This is a genomic window from Actinomyces sp. ICM39 (genome assembly GCF_000282935.1).
GTDB classification, from domain to species: Bacteria; Actinomycetota; Actinomycetes; order Actinomycetales; family Actinomycetaceae; genus Pauljensenia; species Pauljensenia odontolytica_B.
In genome coordinates this window covers 13,509-27,852 of the sequence record NZ_ALCB01000140.1, presented here as the reverse complement: position 1 = coordinate 27,852, position 14,344 = coordinate 13,509, and the positions used below count along the sequence as shown (strand labels likewise).

Annotated in this window: 13 protein-coding genes and 1 pseudogene; 8 read left to right on the top strand and 6 right to left on the bottom strand. The window is 68.0% G+C overall.

Features of this window, described 5'->3' with window-relative positions; translation table 11 throughout:
- Positions 1 to 246: pseudogene (locus HMPREF1137_RS10475) on the top strand (hypothetical protein); the annotation flags it as partial.
- Positions 240 to 1,406, top strand: coding sequence for a S8 family peptidase (locus HMPREF1137_RS09030; RefSeq protein WP_009054627.1), 1,167 nt, complete (start codon positions 240 to 242; stop codon positions 1,404 to 1,406). The pseudogene HMPREF1137_RS10475 and the gene HMPREF1137_RS09030, both read left to right, overlap by 7 nt.
- Positions 1,407 to 1,473: 67 nt before the next feature.
- Here HMPREF1137_RS09030 and HMPREF1137_RS09025 read toward each other — a convergent pair whose 3' ends face one another.
- From HMPREF1137_RS09025 to HMPREF1137_RS09015, 3 genes are all read right to left on the bottom strand, one after another.
- A complete protein-coding gene (locus HMPREF1137_RS09025) occupies positions 1,474 to 4,053 on the bottom strand; it encodes a heavy metal translocating P-type ATPase (RefSeq protein ID WP_009054636.1) in 2,580 nt (859 codons plus the stop codon).
- Between the two features lie 85 nt (positions 4,054 to 4,138).
- Entirely contained in the window at positions 4,139 to 4,384 is a 246-nt protein-coding gene (locus tag HMPREF1137_RS09020) for a heavy-metal-associated domain-containing protein (protein WP_009054619.1), read from the bottom strand.
- 15 nt (positions 4,385 to 4,399) lie between these two features.
- The gene (locus tag HMPREF1137_RS09015; RefSeq protein ID WP_009054594.1) at positions 4,400 to 4,690 is read right to left on the bottom strand and encodes a metal-sensitive transcriptional regulator; all 291 of its coding nucleotides are present in this window, start codon (positions 4,688 to 4,690) and stop codon (positions 4,400 to 4,402) included.
- Positions 4,691 to 4,837: 147 nt separating this feature from the next.
- Here HMPREF1137_RS09015 and HMPREF1137_RS09010 point away from each other — a divergent pair, with 147 nt between their 5' ends.
- The gene (locus HMPREF1137_RS09010) at positions 4,838 to 6,319 is read left to right on the top strand and encodes an alpha/beta hydrolase (protein ID WP_009054608.1); all 1,482 of its coding nucleotides are present in this window, start codon (positions 4,838 to 4,840) and stop codon (positions 6,317 to 6,319) included.
- Positions 6,316 to 6,957: a hypothetical protein gene (locus HMPREF1137_RS09005; protein ID WP_009054621.1), complete on the top strand. Its 642-nt coding sequence runs from the start codon at positions 6,316 to 6,318 to the stop codon at positions 6,955 to 6,957. The genes HMPREF1137_RS09010 and HMPREF1137_RS09005 overlap by 4 nt, the downstream gene beginning before the upstream one ends.
- Before the next feature lie 95 nt (positions 6,958 to 7,052).
- On the opposite strand, the gene purB is transcribed toward HMPREF1137_RS09005, so the two are convergent.
- Positions 7,053 to 8,510, bottom strand: a complete 1,458-nt coding sequence (purB, locus tag HMPREF1137_RS09000) for an adenylosuccinate lyase (RefSeq protein WP_009054625.1) — start codon at positions 8,508 to 8,510, stop codon at positions 7,053 to 7,055.
- A gap of 243 nt (positions 8,511 to 8,753) precedes the next feature.
- Here purB and HMPREF1137_RS08995 point away from each other — a divergent pair, with 243 nt between their 5' ends.
- Together HMPREF1137_RS08995 and HMPREF1137_RS08990 are read left to right on the top strand one after the other, a co-directional pair.
- A complete protein-coding gene (locus HMPREF1137_RS08995; protein ID WP_009054614.1) occupies positions 8,754 to 9,050 on the top strand; it encodes a hypothetical protein in 297 nt (98 codons plus the stop codon).
- Between the two features lie 2 nt (positions 9,051 to 9,052).
- On the top strand, positions 9,053 to 10,738 hold the full coding sequence (locus HMPREF1137_RS08990; protein WP_196792998.1) for an alpha/beta hydrolase: 1,686 nt from the start codon (positions 9,053 to 9,055) through the stop codon (positions 10,736 to 10,738).
- 26 nt (positions 10,739 to 10,764) lie between these two features.
- On the opposite strand, the gene HMPREF1137_RS08985 is transcribed toward HMPREF1137_RS08990, so the two are convergent.
- On the bottom strand, positions 10,765 to 11,151 hold the full coding sequence (locus tag HMPREF1137_RS08985) for a phage holin family protein (protein ID WP_009054590.1): 387 nt from the start codon (positions 11,149 to 11,151) through the stop codon (positions 10,765 to 10,767).
- Positions 11,152 to 11,216: 65 nt separating this feature from the next.
- Between HMPREF1137_RS08985 and hisC the strand changes: the two genes are divergently transcribed.
- Positions 11,217 to 12,281: a histidinol-phosphate transaminase gene (gene hisC / locus HMPREF1137_RS08980; protein WP_009054637.1), complete on the top strand. Its 1,065-nt coding sequence runs from the start codon at positions 11,217 to 11,219 to the stop codon at positions 12,279 to 12,281.
- 67 nt (positions 12,282 to 12,348) lie between these two features.
- Here hisC and HMPREF1137_RS08975 read toward each other — a convergent pair whose 3' ends face one another.
- The gene (locus HMPREF1137_RS08975) at positions 12,349 to 13,131 is read right to left on the bottom strand and encodes a YwiC-like family protein (RefSeq protein ID WP_034497621.1); all 783 of its coding nucleotides are present in this window, start codon (positions 13,129 to 13,131) and stop codon (positions 12,349 to 12,351) included.
- Positions 13,132 to 13,340: 209 nt separating this feature from the next.
- Between HMPREF1137_RS08975 and HMPREF1137_RS08970 the strand changes: the two genes are divergently transcribed.
- Positions 13,341 to 14,324: a bile acid:sodium symporter family protein gene (locus tag HMPREF1137_RS08970; protein WP_009054600.1), complete on the top strand. Its 984-nt coding sequence runs from the start codon at positions 13,341 to 13,343 to the stop codon at positions 14,322 to 14,324.
- The last annotated feature ends 20 nt before the right edge of the window (positions 14,325 to 14,344 follow it).

The window sequence follows — 14,344 nt, the reverse complement described above, 5'->3', positions numbered from 1 at the left end:
GCTGCCGGTCGCGGCGGCGCGGGTGCTGGCGGCGGCTTCATGGGCGGCGGCGCGGGTGCTGGCGGCGGCATGGGCAAGGACGACAAGAAGGGCCGCAAGCGCAAGTACGTGGCTTTCACGGTGGATGAGGATGAGGATGATCTGCCCGCAGGCTACGTCAACCCCCTGTCCCAGACCTACGGAACAGACCGCACCATCGCTCCCGCCAAGCGGGAGGACGACGGATGGGACCTACGCCAATGGTGACCTTCTTTGGCAACTCCGTGCGTGCTCTGACAACTGCCGCCTGCGCCCTCGCGCTGAGTGCGGGCGCACTGACGGCGGCCCCGGCTCCCGCGTACGCGGACGAGATCACCTCGCAGGAGTACTTCTCCTACTACCACCTTGACCAAGCACGAGCGAAGGGCTATACCGGCAAGGGTGTGATCATTGCCCTCATTGACAGCCCCGTCAACCTCAGCGACCCGGAACTGGCCGGCGCCAACATAACCGATAAGAGCCGGTGTACGATCATTGCCAAGGGAGACAAGAAGGATCACGGTAACCAAATGGCTGCCCTTCTGGTCTCCCAGAAATACGGTGTCGCGCCCGACGCAACGTTATACACCTATCAAGCCGGTGGGTGGCCAGATGACACAACCGGTTGTGAAACAGCTACAGATTATCGAGCAAACCTCGATGTCCTCATCAACCAAGCCATTGATGACGGTGCGCAGATCATTTCGATTTCCGCGACCAGCGAAGATCGGTCACCAAGCCTCATGTGGGCAGTGGCTCGCGCCATGAATGAAGGAGTCATCATCATGGCAGGCGCGGGAAACAACGGAGCAGAAGACACCGATAGCTTAGGCCGCTGGTCAGGCGTCGTAGGAGTATCCGCAATCAACGCTGATAGGTCTTTTGCCACCTACTCCTCCTACGGTCCTGGTGTTACAACCGCAGCGTTCGGAGGCCCCATCAATGTTCGCAGCGTGGACACCGGTGCCATCACCACCACTCAGGGAACATCTAACGCTACCGCAATAGCTGCCGGATTCATGGCCATGGCACGACAGAAATGGCCCAACGCGAGCACCAATCAGCTGCTCCAACTCCTCGTGAAGAATAGCCTCAACCCCAACCATGACTGGAACCAGTACACCGGCTACGGGGCAATTGATGGCGCTTCCTTGATGAGAACAGACCCGTCACAGTACCCCGATGAGAACCCCTTAGCTGACAAAGGCACGGGTAGCCGTCCTACACCCAAGGAGCAATTGGATCTCGCAGACGCAGTCATTAACCCCCTCGGTGTGAACATGGCCGATTCCTACGTCTACCGCGGATTTGATGAGTCAGTTGCATACGCCTCTGCTCTATCCAACGTACCGCACATTGGAACCAGTCCCCGATACCACCAGAAGTAAACGCGTGACGCACCGAGTGCCGCGCAGCCGGATGTCCGGCCACGCGGCACTCGTGCCGTTTGTGCGGCTACTTCGCCGTGCGCAGGCGCAGCGAGTTGAGGACCACGAACACGGACGAGCACGCCATCGCGGCGCTCGCAAGCATGGGGGAGAGGAGCCCAGCGATCGCGAGCGGCACCATGAGGACGTTGTAGAAGAACGCCCAGAACAGGTTTTCCTTGATGATGCGCAGCGTCCGGCGCGACACTCGGATCGCGGTCGCCGCCGAGGTGAGTGACGAGTTCATGAGTGTCATGTCCGCGACCTCGATCGCCACGTCCGTGCCCGAGCCCATTGCGATGCCCAGGCCCTTCGCGCTGGCCTGCGCGAGGGCGGCCGCGTCGTTCACGCCGTCGCCCACCATCGCGACCGTGCGCCCCTCGGCTTGTAGATCGGCGACGGTGTCGCGCTTGCCGTCGGGCAGGACGCCCGCGATGACGCGCTCGATGCCCACCTGACCCGCGACGTGGCGGGCCGCCGCCTCGTTATCGCCGGTCAGCAGGATCGGCTCGATGCCAAGCTCGCGCAGCTGGGCGATCGCATCCGCGGAGGACTCCTTGACCGTGTCGCGCACGACGAGTGTGGCAATCGCGCGGCCCTCGACGCGCTCGGGGATCACCAGGGACGAGGCCGGGGCCCCCTCGCGCTCGCCCGCGCCCGGGGTGGTGCCGGGCTGGGTGGGGGTACCGGTATCCCCACCCGCGTTGCCGCCAGCCGCGGGTGCGCCGTCGGAGGATGCGGCCTCAGAACGGGAGGTAACCGTGCCGTGGTAGCCGGCGGCGTTCACGACGGCCTCGAGCTCTTCGTCGCTGTGCGGGGCGGTGAGCGTGATGCGCGCGGATTCGGTGGCCAGGTTGACCTCGGCCTTCACGCCGTCGAGCTTGCCGAGCTTGCGCTCGACGCGGCGCACGCAGGACGCGCAGGTCATGCCGCCCACGCTCATGGTGAGCGTCGCGAGGGGCAGCTCGGCGTCGGGGCCGGGCAGTGTGATGGATGCGGGCGCCTCGGGCGTGGCGGCTGCCGACTCCGGGGAGGAGGATGCAGCGGAACCCAGGTTTGGCGCGAGCGCCGCGACGACGGCGGAGGCACCCGAGGCCTCGGCCTCGCGTACGGCCTCGAGAAGGGAAGCGGGCACGTCGATGCCCAGGGAAGCCAGCCACGACGGGCGACCGACCAGCACGCCGCCCTGGGCGGTGATGCCGACGACGCCGAGTCCGGGCTGATTCGCGAACGCCGTCACGGGCTCCAGTGACAGGCCGCGGTCCGATGCACCCGACGTGATCGCGCGGGCGACGGGGTGCTCGGAGAGGGACTCGACGGAGGCTGCAAGGGACAGGGCCGAGTCCTCGTCCACCTCGGGGGAGCTTCCCGCGCCGGGCGCGACCGCGACCGACTCGAGGGACATGACGCCCGTGGTCACCGTGCCCGTCTTGTCGAGCAGCATCGTGTCGATTGAGCGCGTCTGCTCGAGGATTTCCGCGTTCTTGATGAGGATGCCGAGCTGCGAGGCGCGCCCCGACCCGACGAGGATTGCGGTGGGCGTGGCCAGGCCGAGCGCACACGGGCACGCCACGACCAGGACGGCGACGGCCGCCGTGAACGCGGCCTGAACGCTGCCGCCCGCAAGCAGCCAGCCCCCGAGGGTGAGCAGGGAGACGGCGATGACGATCGGGACGAACACGCCCGAAATCTGGTCCGCGAGGCGCTGGACGGGGGCCTTGCCGGCCTGGGCCTCGGCGACCATGCGCCCGATCTGCGCGAGCGTCGTATCCGAGCCGACGCGCGTGGCGCGCACCAGCAGGGACCCCCACGTGTTGACGGTCGCGCCAGTCACCGCGTCGCCGGGGGCGGCGTCCACGGGCACGGACTCGCCCGTCAGGAGCGAGGTGTCCAGGGCGGAGGAACCCTCGACGATGACGCCGTCGGTTGCCACCTTCTCGCCCGGGCGCACCGCAAAGAGGTCGCCGACCTGCAGGGATGAGGCGGGCACGACCGTTTCCGTGCGCTCGCCGGTCGCGGGATCGACGCTCACGAGCGTCGCCTCCTTCGCGCCCATGCGCAGCAGCGAGCGCAGCGCGTCGCCAGCGCGGTAGCGTGCGCGCGCCTCCAGGTAGCGGCCCGTCAGCAGGAACACGACGATCATGCACGCGCCCTCGAAGTAGATCTCCGCGTGGCCGGCGTGCGCCGCGCGCGGGATCAGGCTCATGTGCATGCGCATGCCGAGCATCCCAGCACCGCCCCACAGCAGCGCCCACCAGCTCCACAGCGTCGAGGAGATGACGCCGAGGGAGACCAGCGTGTCCATCGTCGTCGAGCCGTGGCGACCCGCCGCAAAGGCCGCCCGGTGGAAGGGCCACGCGCCCCACGTGACCACCGGGATCGAGGCCGCCGCGACGACCCACTGCCACCCCGTGAACTGCCAGGCGGGCACCATCGACAGAATCATCGCGAGGATGCCTAGTGGCGCGCAGACGATGAGGCGTCGGCGCAGGTCGGCGGCGTGGGCGCGGGTGCCCTCGCCGACCTGGGGGGTCGGGGCCGAGGCCGGGGTGGCCTCGGGGGAATAAGAGGCGGCCTTGGGAGTGGCCGTCACGGAGTCAGTGGACATGGGTACCCTCCGGGGGTATGTATTTGGTGAAAGGAAACGAGGCCGGGGAAGGTTCCCCGGCCTCGTCGGTGAGGCGTGGAAATCCTCAGAAGTCGCGCGAGATGCCGACCAGCTTGAAGCCGGCCTCGGACACCGCGTCGCTCAGCGCCGCGTCGTCCAGGGGGGTGTCGGTCAGGACCGTCACCTTGGAGGTGGCGCCCGAGTTGAGGATCACGTCAACGTTCTTCACGCCGGGGATCTCGCTCAGCTCTTCGCTGACGCTCATCACACAGTGGCCGCAGGTCATGCCGTCGACGGACAGCTCAATGGTGCGATCGATCTCGGTGGTCATGATGTCTCCTTGTTATTAGGACTTGATGAGGCGCGCGATGGCCGCGGCCGCCTCGTCGACTTTGGCCTGCGCGGCCTCGTCGGATTCGCGCGCCGCCGTGACGACGCAGTGGTTCATGTGGTCTTTGAGCAGGTTGACCGCGACCGAATCGAGTGCGGACTGGACGGCCGAGACCTGCGTGAGGATGTCGATGCAGTAGTCACCCTGCGAGATCATGCGCTGCAGGCCGCGGACCTGGCCCTCGATGCGGCGCAGGCGCGCGAGATGATTCTCGGTGTTGCCGTGGTAGCCGTGTTCGTTGCTCATGGAAATGATAGTACCCCTAGGGGGTATGGGTGTCAAGGGGGTGCCGTCAACGAGCGCTGTGGGGGTGGCGACACGCATCCCTCAATGAGGCGCGCCCAGGCCCGGCCCGCCGTAGGGTGGAGGCAGCACTAAGGTGAAGGAGGGGACATGAAGCGACGCCCGCGTCGGCGCTACCGCGCGATCCGCCGCGTCCCCCAGGCCTACCCCGGCCTCTACCTGCGCCTTAAAGTCGCCCCCGTCGTGCCCGCCCTCGCGGCCACGGTCGCCGTCGGCGCGCTCGCGGAAATCTCCGCCCTGCCGCAGGATGTTCGCACCCGCGCGCGTTCCCTCTCCGACGACATGGGCACAGCGATCAGCGAGAAATCGCAGCGCATCTTCTTCGATAACCCCGGCCTCGACACCCTCCTCATCCGCTCCCTCTCGCACGTCGCTCGGCGCACGGCGACCGTGGGGCGCGCCTGGGCGCAAGCCGTCGTCGCCGTCGGCGCGGACAGGGACGGGCGCATGGCCCGCATGCTGCCCCTCATCCCCAGGCGCGGATACGACGCCCTCATGACCGGAATGCTGACGATCGGCACGGCCGTGGGTGCCCTGCGTGGCGGCGAGGTCCATGTCGCTCTGCTGCGCGACTCCGACGCCGACCCTGCGTTCCAGGACCCGCTGCCCGGCCACCCCGAGGCCCAGATCCGCCGCGTCGATCCGCCCGCGCTTCTCTCCGACATGTGCGCCGACATCGACGAACTCTACTGGTCGCGCACGATCGGCCCGGCCGTGAAGATCACCCGCGTCGGCGAGGGCGAGGCTCGCCGTTGGCTTCTCTCCTTGGTCGGCACCGAGTCCATGACGTGGCGCTCCACGAACAACCCGGCCGACGCCGAGACGAACATCCGACTCATGCTCGGCCTGGAAAGCGCGATGAGCGTCGGCGTCGTGCGCGCCCTCCACGCCGCCATGGAACGCGACGGCGTGCCCGCCGATCGATGGGCGCGCGAACCCGTCCTCATCTGCGGCCACTCCCAGGGCGGGATCGTCGCCGCCGCCCTCGCCTCCGTCCCACCCGACGAGGCCGGGGTCAACGTCGGCGGCATCCTATCCACGGGCGGCCCGAACCGGCGCATCCGCGTGCGCCCCGACGTGGTGACCGTCGCCGTCTACCACGACCAGGACGTCATGCCGAGCCTCGACGGCTCGCCCGACCGTGCCCCCGACCGGCGCGTCACCGTCGGACGAAGCCTCGTGAGGCCTCGTACCCGCCCCCTCTACTACGCGCACTCCTCCTCGACCTACACCGAGACCGTCCGTCTCCTCGAGCGTAAGGTGCGCGTGACCCCGTGGGGTCGGCTGGCCTCGTCAATGGCGGCCCTGCAGGATTTCCTGCCCACCCCGGGCGAGGACACCCGCGTCATGCACTACGAGATCTGGCAGGACATCCTGACCCCGACCGCTGAGGGCACGTGGGACACGGTTGCCGCACTCGAACGCGCCAGCTCCTACGAATCCGCCACCTATCCGATCGACTACGCGGTCACGGCCCCCCGCCTGCCCCGCGTCGCCCGAGCCCGGCGCCGCGCGGCCCTCCCGGCGCGCATCGCTTCCGCCCTCTCCTCCCTGAGAAAGGACAGGTCATGACCGACCCCAACGCCCCCCTGCGCGAGGTGCGCCGATGGATGCGCGTCTCGACCCCCGTCAACAAGGCAGCCTCCTCCGGCCTGCGCGGGCGGCTCCCGCAGATCGCCGGTCCGCTCATGATCGGCGCGCTCGGCGTGGGCGCCCTGGGCGCGGGCATCGCGTGGCGCGCCCTGTCCTCGACGAGGGGCACCGGGCGCACACAGCGCTTCGTCGACCTGGCGACCGCGGCGCTCGACTCCGGCTTCCCTGTGCGTGCGCACGACGCCGATGCAGGTGAGGCCCGCGCGCCGCGCCGCGTCGTCCACGTCGAGGTCGGCGAGGGCTTCGGGCGCCCCTCCCTCGTATCCATCGACGTGGTCGTGGCCTCCTCGGACGCGCTGTCCGAGCGCGAGACAGCGACGCGCGCCCTCGACGCGATCACCCGTGCAACCTGGAACAATCCCGAAATGGCACCGGTCAGCGTGCGCGCCCGAGTCCTCGTCGCCCACGACGAGGTCGGCGACCTCGAGGCCCCCGGCGCGCAGACCGACACCGTCGTCGACATGAGCGCCCTCGGCTTCGCCGACGAGATCGCGCGCCCCGACGAGCTCTACGACCGCTACGGCGCGCCCGAGTGCGACCCCGCCTGGAGGCCGTGACCTTCGTTGGCCCCGGCCTCGTTGAGGTCGGGAAATAATGGAAAAGGCGGCGAGGCGCGGACCAACCGCGCACCCGCCGCCCCAACCGCTAGAGCTCAGGCCTCCCAGCGCGCCAGGCGCTCGGACAGGCCGATGTAGGTCGCGGGGGTCAGCGCAAGGAGGCGCTCCTCCACCTCGGCCGGCAGACCCAGGCCCGCGATGAACTCACGCATGTCTTCCGCGCCCACCTCGTGGCCGCGCGTCAGCTCCTTGAGGCGCTCGTACGGGTTCGCCATGCCGGTCGCGCCCGCGATCGCGGCTGCGCGCATCGCCTGCTGGACGGCCTCGCCGAGCACCGCCCAATTCGCGTCCAAGTCGCGGGCCATGCGAGCCGCGTTGATCTCGATGCCATCCAGGCCGCGCACCAGGTTGTCGTAGGCCAACACCGCATGGCCGAAGGCGACGCCCACGTTGCGCTGCGTCGTCGAATCCGTCAGGTCGCGCTGCATGCGGCTGGTCACCAGCGTCGCGCCGAGCGAATCCAGCAGCGCGTTCGACACCTCCAGGTTCGCCTCCGCGTTCTCGAAGCGGATCGGGTTGACCTTGTGCGGCATCGTCGACGAGCCCGTCGAGCCCTGCGCCGCCAGGTTCTGGTGGAAGTAATCCATCGAAATGTAGGTCCACGCGTCCGTCGCCAGGTTGTGGGCGATGCGGCCCGCGCGCGCCACGTCCGCGTACAGCTCGGCCTGCCAGTCGTGCGACTCGATCTGCGTGGTCAGCGGGTTCCACGTCAGGCCCAGGCCCTCCACGAAGGAACGTGCCAGCGTCGGCCAATCCGCGCCCGGCACCGACACGACGTGCGCGGCCCACGTGCCCGTCGCGCCGTTGATCTTGCCCAGGTACTCAGTGGCCTCGACGCGCTTGATCTGGCGGGACAGGCGGTGCGCGAACACAGCCATCTCCTTGCCGACCGTCACCGGGGTCGCCGGCTGGCCGTGCGTGTGCGCCAACATCGGAACGTCCGCCCCGGCCTCGGCGAGGCCACGCAGGCGATCCAGGAGCGCGCGGATCGCGGGCAGCCACACCTGCTCGGTCGCCGCCTTGATGGTCAGCGCGTACGCCAGGTTGTTGATGTCCTCGGAGGTGCAGAAAATGTGGACGACCTCGCGCAGGGACGGCAGATTCGTGCCCTCGCCCAGCTTGCTGGCCGCAGCCTCGAGATATTCGCCGATCAGGTACTCGACGGCCTTGACGTCGTGGCGGGTGACGGCCTCGAACTCGCCCAGGCGCTTGATGTGCTCGGCACCGAAGTCGCGCGTGAGGGCGCGCAGGTAGTTGCGCTCGGCGTCGGTCAGCGTCGGGGCGCCGGGCAGGACCGAGTTGTCGAGCAGGAAAATCAGCCATTCGATCTCGACGTGCACGCGCGCGCGGTTCAGGCCCGCCTCGGACAGGTAGTTAGCCAGGGGCGCGGCGACCGCGCGGTAGCGGCCGTCCAGCGGGCTGAGCGGTTCACCCCCGCCCGCCAGGTCCGAATAGCCGTGGGCAGTGGAGAACAGTGTCATCGTGTCGCTCATACCCCTATCTTCCCAGAACGAGGGGCCATCGGGACGCCCAGTCCGCTCGGCGGTTCGTGGCGTGGGTAACGTACGAGGCCGGGGCCGGGCGGGCGGGCGCGTGACGGCCCCGGGCGTGTCATCCACAGGGGTGCTGGGTGCTGGGTGGTTATCCACAGGGAGTGCCGCGCGGCTGGTGGTGGGGGAGTAGGGCGGCGTAGCGTGCAAGGACAACAACGCATCGTCCACCGATGGGAGCCCCTCATGATCCCCGAACCCCTCAGCCCCGGACTGTCCCTGCACGCCGCCCACGGCCTCGTCGAAACGCTACGCTCGGCCATCGCGTGCGCGTCGTGCCCGCAGTGGACTGGCGTCGCGGGAGACTCCTATCGGAACCAACACGGCGAGGTGCTCGCCTGCGCGCAGGGCGTCCTCGACCAGATCCAGGCTGCCCTGAGCCTTGTCCCCGCCTTCGACGAGGAGCGCAACCACGCCTTCGCCCGTAGCCTTGCCGAGGCCGCCGTCTCCCAGCCCGAACTCCTCGCATTGGGAGCGTGGTGATCATGGCATTCGACCCGCGCCGCGACGTGACCGTCAGCTCAGGTGCATTCAGCGTTGACGTCGACCAACTGTGCGCCGCACACACCCTCATCACCGGCGAGGAAACGCTGTCGATTGTGCCCGCGCGGCTCGCCCTCGAAGCTGCTCTCGGCGAGGCGGAGGCGGTATCCGGCCTCGTCCCGGAGGCCTCCGCGCACCTCGCCTCCGCGATCACGAGCGCCCTGTCCGCCCTCAACTTCCTCGCGGGTGAGATCGACTCCCTGCGATGGAAACTGCAGGACGCGGCCCTGACCTACGCGAATGCCGAATCCGGATCATCCCTGTGGGAGCTCGTTCCCGGCAGCCCGATGGGCCCGCAGCTGAGCGCGTCGGGTATCGGAATGATGGTGGTGGCACCCGGGCTGCTCGCTTTTGCCGGTGCCTCGGCGCTCTATCACGGGGCTCAGGACGTGTCGGTGCGCGCGGGGGCGCCCTGGCTACCCACCGTTCTTATGCCCGGTCTGTCAGTGCTGGTTGGGGAGAAAGACCTGTATGACACCGTGATCGACGGACTTCTCTTCAAATACCACTCGGACGAGGTCGCGGGCGCCCGCTTCCAACGCGACCTCGGCAGGTTTGCCCTGGACGTCAACTCCTCGCCCGTCTACCGAGGGGTCGCAGCTGCGCTGTCGGGGCTGGGAGTCAGCCAGGACCTCAACTCAACGTCCACGCAATCAGCGTCCGGGGTGGCCGCGCTCGCTGCGCCCTTCCTCGCGTACCTGGGGCTCGTTGACTTCCACTGGGGCCACGGAGTCAGCTGCGGGGTCATCGTGCGAGGGGCGGACGGCGATGCCCGCATTCGCCCCAACGGACTCGGCTCCCTGATGCCCTCGAGTGCCCTCGACGCGCGCACCCAATCCGCGCTCGCGGCCATGCCCGACGCGGCACCCGACACCCACTACACAGGCGTCACCACCAGCGCCGACGCCATCGAACACATCACGCAGATGCATGGGGGAGACGCCGACAACGGCGAGATCGCCATCGAGGAACACGTGACGCTCGGGGATGACGGGGTGACGACGCGCTCGTGGACCGTCGACATCCGGGGCACTCAGTCCTTCTCCATCGGGCAAACAGGACCCCAGGACATGACCACCAACCTGCAAGGCGTGGCCGGTATGACCTCGGACCAGCTCGACGCTATCAAGGAAGCCATGAACGCGGCGGGCATCGCACCGGGCGAGGCCGTCGAATTCGCCGGACACTCACAGGGAGGCATCATGGCGGCTCAGCTGGCCGCGGACCCTTCCGTGCGCGCCCGCTACAACGTCGTCTCCGTCGTCACCGCCGGTTCGCCCACGGCGACGATTGCGCCCAGCGATGTGCCCGTCCTCGCCTACGAAAACTCCGGCGACATCGTTCCCGGCCTGGACGGAAATGCCACGCGCGGGGACAACGTCACGACCGTCATGTTCCGCGACTACGAGGCCACGTGCCACGCCGACGATCCCGTGCCCTGCTCGCACAGCGCACCCCTGTACGTCGATGAAATCCGGAGCACCCTCGATGCGGCCCACACCTCGTCCGACCCCGGCCTCGGAGCTCTGGCAGCCGCCGAGGCCAGGCGCACCCAGGCGCTCGGCCTTACCCACAACACGCAGACCACCGTCCACCACTATCAAACGAGGCGCATCACCCAGGGGTGATACGCCTCGAGAGAGAGCGGGGATACTCAGTCTTTCTTGTCCTTCTTGTCGCGCAGAATACCCGAGACAAGCGCGGACACGATGGAGGTGATGATCGCACCCACCAGGCACGACCAGAAGCCGCCCGTCGTCATGGGGAATCCGAGCGACGTGGACAGCCACCCCGTCAGCGCGAATAGCAGAGAGTTCGTCACCAGGGCAAACAGGCCGAAGGTCAGGAGGTACAGGGGGAATGCCAGCGTCGTCACCACAGGCTTGATGATCGAGTTCACCGCAGTGAACACCAGGGCGACGACGGCCAGAACAATCACGGTTTCCGACGCCGACGAAGAGTCGATCGAAATCGACGAGACCACGTGGGTCGTCACCCACAGGCCGGCCATCGTGGCCAACAAACGTGCAATGAAATCCATTTCTTCATTCTTGCTCAGTGGGACGATGCTTGCACGGTCCAGTCCCATGGGATAGGACTACACGCATGACCAACCTGCGCATTCGCCCCGCCGTCGCCGCACTGCCGCGCTACGTGCCGAGCAAGACGGCCCCCGACGCCGTTAAGATCTCCTCGAACGAAATGCCAAGCCCGCCCAGCCCCGCGGTACTCGAGGCGATCGCCCGCGAACTCGAGACGATCAACCGCTACCCCGACCTGACGGCCGCACCCCTGCGCGAGGCCCTCGCGGGGCGCTTCGGCGTCGGCGCGGACCAGGTGTGCGTGGGCACCGGTTCCTCGGCGATCCTCGTCGCCGCACTGTCCGCCGTCTGCCAGCCCGGCAGCCAGGTCGTCTACCCCTGGCGTTCCTTCGAGTCCTACCCGATCGCCATCCCTTCCGTGGGAGGCGACCCCGTGCCCGTCGAGCTCCTTCCGGACGCCACCCACGACCTTGACGCGATGCGCGCAGCGATCACGCCCGACACCGTCGCCGTCATCGTCTGCTCGCCCAACAACCCGACCGGCCCCGCCCTCACCTACGAGGAGATCGCCGGCTTCGTCGCCGACGTCCCCGACGACGTCATGATCATCGTCGACGAGGCCTACATCGACTTCGCGACCAAGCCCGGCGTACGCACCGCGGTCCCCCTCATCGAGGACCACCCCAACGTCATCGTCATGCGCACCTTCTCCAAGGCTCACGCGCTGGCGGGCGTGCGCGTCGGCTACGCCATCGGCGATCCTGAGGTGATCGGCGCGATCCAGGCCCTCCTCGTGCCCTTCGGCGTTAGTTCTCTCGCCCTCGCCGCGGCCCTCGCCTCCCTCAAGGATGCCGAGGGCGTGCAGCGCGCGGTCGCCGAGATCATCGCCGAACGCGAGCGCATCATCCCGGCGCTGCGAGACCTCGGCTACGACATCCCCGACAGCCAGTCGAACTTCTACCTGATCCGCGGCGACGTCTACGGCCTCGTCGAGGCATGCGCGCGCGTCGGCCTCATCGTGCGTCCCTTCCGTGTGGGCGTACGCGTCTCGGTCGGCTCGCGCGAGCAGAACGACCGTTTCCTGTCCGTGGCCGCCGAGTTTGTGCGCACCGCGGGCATTGGCGCGTAGGGTTAGCATGCCAATGGGCGCGCCCGACGAAACGGACGCGCCCGTGACCCCATCGGGGTGCCGCGATTTACGGGATCAGCAGCGAGGCGATGAGGAGAAGTGACCAGCCGAGCTCGCTGAATCCGATGAACTTGGGGGAGAAGGGACGCGTGCGGGTCCGGTTCAGCGTCGGCATGACCCACGCGCGCGCGGTCAGGCACGCCCACATGAGGACGGGCCAGACCGTCAGCGCACCGAACCACCACGCCACGGCCGCGCACAGCGTGAACGCCGCGTGCAACAGCGTGGAACCCACTGCCCAGCGCGGATCCTTGCGGCCGCGGATCATCGAACGAACCAGGGGAACCGTGCCGATGTAGTGCAGGCCGAACGCGGCGCACGTCGCCCACGCCTGGAGCGTCACCGCAGCCGGTGAACCGTCCGCCGTCGCCAGCGAGAACGCCACGGGGCCCATGATGTTGCCCGCCAGGATTGAAGCCGCGCGGGCACCCAGGGAGCGCTCGCGGCCCTTCCATACGAGGTAGAGCGCCGACGAGGCGAGGGGCGCGAAGGCAATCGCCCACCACAGCAGCTGCGGGCGCACGGCCAGGAGGGTGGCGCCGGGGAGCGCCGCGAGCACGGCGTAGGTCAGGACCGCGGGGGCGATGCGGCCGCGGCGCTTGGCGGGCGTTTTGACCCATAGGCATACCGCCGAGAACATCTGGAAGGCCATCGCCCACGCCACCAGCATGAGGACGACCGTCCAGGAGAAGGTAAAGGACAGCGCCCACCCGAGCAGCGGCGGGAAAGCCATCATCGTCCACGCGCCGTGCTGGTCAGAGATCCAGCCGTCGCGGGCAAGCTTACGCATGCGGGGATTGTTGTGGTGGCGTGGCTTCGGGCGCCCCGGTGCGCGATTGGTGACGCCATCCGCGGTGCGTTCGGGCGTTGTGTGAGTCTGCGGCGCTGCACTGTGCATAGCCTTAGCTTAGTGAAGTACGCCTGTGAGGCTCAATACTGGGAGGGTCACAACGTGAGACTGAAGCGGGCATATTTCAACAATCGGTGAAATATGGTGGCATGTCCACATCAGACGCAGTTACAACTCAATCTCCCTCTCTTTCCTCGGAAGACCGCAGCGCGCGCATCGCCGTCACGGTCTTTCCCCTGCTGATCCTGGCGGCCTTCGCGATCGCCATGATCACGCCCGATACCTTTAAGCCGCTGGCTCCCGGCGTCAGCTGGGCACTTGGCGTCATCATGTTCGGCATGGGCCTGACCCTGACGATTCCCGACTTCGGGCTCATCGTGAAGCGCCCGCTACCCGTTCTCGTGGGCGTTGTCGCGCAGTACCTCATCATGCCCCTCGTCGGCTGGGCCCTGTGCTACGTGTTCCGTCTGCCCAACGAGGTTGCGGTCGGCGTCATCCTCGTCGGCTGTGCGCCCGGTGGTACCGCCTCCAACGTGATCTCCTATCTGGCGAAGGCAGACGTCGCTCTGTCGGTTACGATGACCTCGATCTCGACGCTGCTCGCGCCCCTCATGACGCCGCTGCTCACCGCCTGGCTGGTGGGGTCGCGCATGCCGGTGAACGGTGCGGCGATGGCGCAGAATATCCTGCTGATGGTCCTCGCCCCCGTGCTCGGCGGTTTTGCCGTTCGCTTCATTGCGGGCAAGTACGTGGAAAAGGTCCTGCCGATTCTGCCCTGGATCTCGGTGCTGGGTATCTGCTACGTGCTGCTGGTCGTCGTGTCGGGCTCGGTCGACAAGATCCTGACCTCCGGCGCCCTCATCATCGCCGTCGTCATCTGCCACAACCTGCTCGGCTACCTCTTCGGCTACCTGGCCGGACGTGTCGGCGGCGGCTCGGACAAGGCCTCGCGCACGACCGCAATCGAGGTCGGCATGCAGAACTCGGCGCTGGCTGCGACGCTGGCGAAAACCCACTTCGCCTCCACCCCGGAGACCGCGCTCCCGGCTGCCGTTTTCTCCGTGTGGCACAACCTGTCCGGCGCGCTGCTGGCAGCCTTCTTCCGTCGCTGGAAGAACGGCGGCCAGGCCTGAATAGGAGAGGCCGGGGCGGG

Excerpts from the sequence above, each read along its gene's own strand:
- HMPREF1137_RS09030 (WP_009054627.1), top strand. The coding sequence starts at position 240 with ATGGTGACCTTCTTTGGCAACTCCGTGCGTGCTCTGACAACTGCCGCC.
- HMPREF1137_RS09025 (WP_009054636.1), bottom strand. The coding sequence starts at position 4,053 with ATGTCCACTGACTCCGTGACGGCCACTCCCAAGGCCGCCTCTTATTCC.
- HMPREF1137_RS09020 (WP_009054619.1), bottom strand. The coding sequence starts at position 4,384 with ATGACCACCGAGATCGATCGCACCATTGAGCTGTCCGTCGACGGCATG.
- HMPREF1137_RS09015 (WP_009054594.1), bottom strand. The coding sequence starts at position 4,690 with ATGAGCAACGAACACGGCTACCACGGCAACACCGAGAATCATCTCGCG.
- HMPREF1137_RS09010 (WP_009054608.1), top strand. The coding sequence starts at position 4,838 with ATGAAGCGACGCCCGCGTCGGCGCTACCGCGCGATCCGCCGCGTCCCC.
- HMPREF1137_RS09005 (WP_009054621.1), top strand. The coding sequence starts at position 6,316 with ATGACCGACCCCAACGCCCCCCTGCGCGAGGTGCGCCGATGGATGCGC.
- purB (WP_009054625.1), bottom strand. The coding sequence starts at position 8,510 with ATGAGCGACACGATGACACTGTTCTCCACTGCCCACGGCTATTCGGAC.
- HMPREF1137_RS08995 (WP_009054614.1), top strand. The coding sequence starts at position 8,754 with ATGATCCCCGAACCCCTCAGCCCCGGACTGTCCCTGCACGCCGCCCAC.
- HMPREF1137_RS08990 (WP_196792998.1), top strand. The coding sequence starts at position 9,053 with ATGGCATTCGACCCGCGCCGCGACGTGACCGTCAGCTCAGGTGCATTC.
- HMPREF1137_RS08985 (WP_009054590.1), bottom strand. The coding sequence starts at position 11,151 with ATGGATTTCATTGCACGTTTGTTGGCCACGATGGCCGGCCTGTGGGTG.
- hisC (WP_009054637.1), top strand. The coding sequence starts at position 11,217 with ATGACCAACCTGCGCATTCGCCCCGCCGTCGCCGCACTGCCGCGCTAC.
- HMPREF1137_RS08975 (WP_034497621.1), bottom strand. The coding sequence starts at position 13,131 with ATGCGTAAGCTTGCCCGCGACGGCTGGATCTCTGACCAGCACGGCGCG.
- HMPREF1137_RS08970 (WP_009054600.1), top strand. The coding sequence starts at position 13,341 with ATGTCCACATCAGACGCAGTTACAACTCAATCTCCCTCTCTTTCCTCG.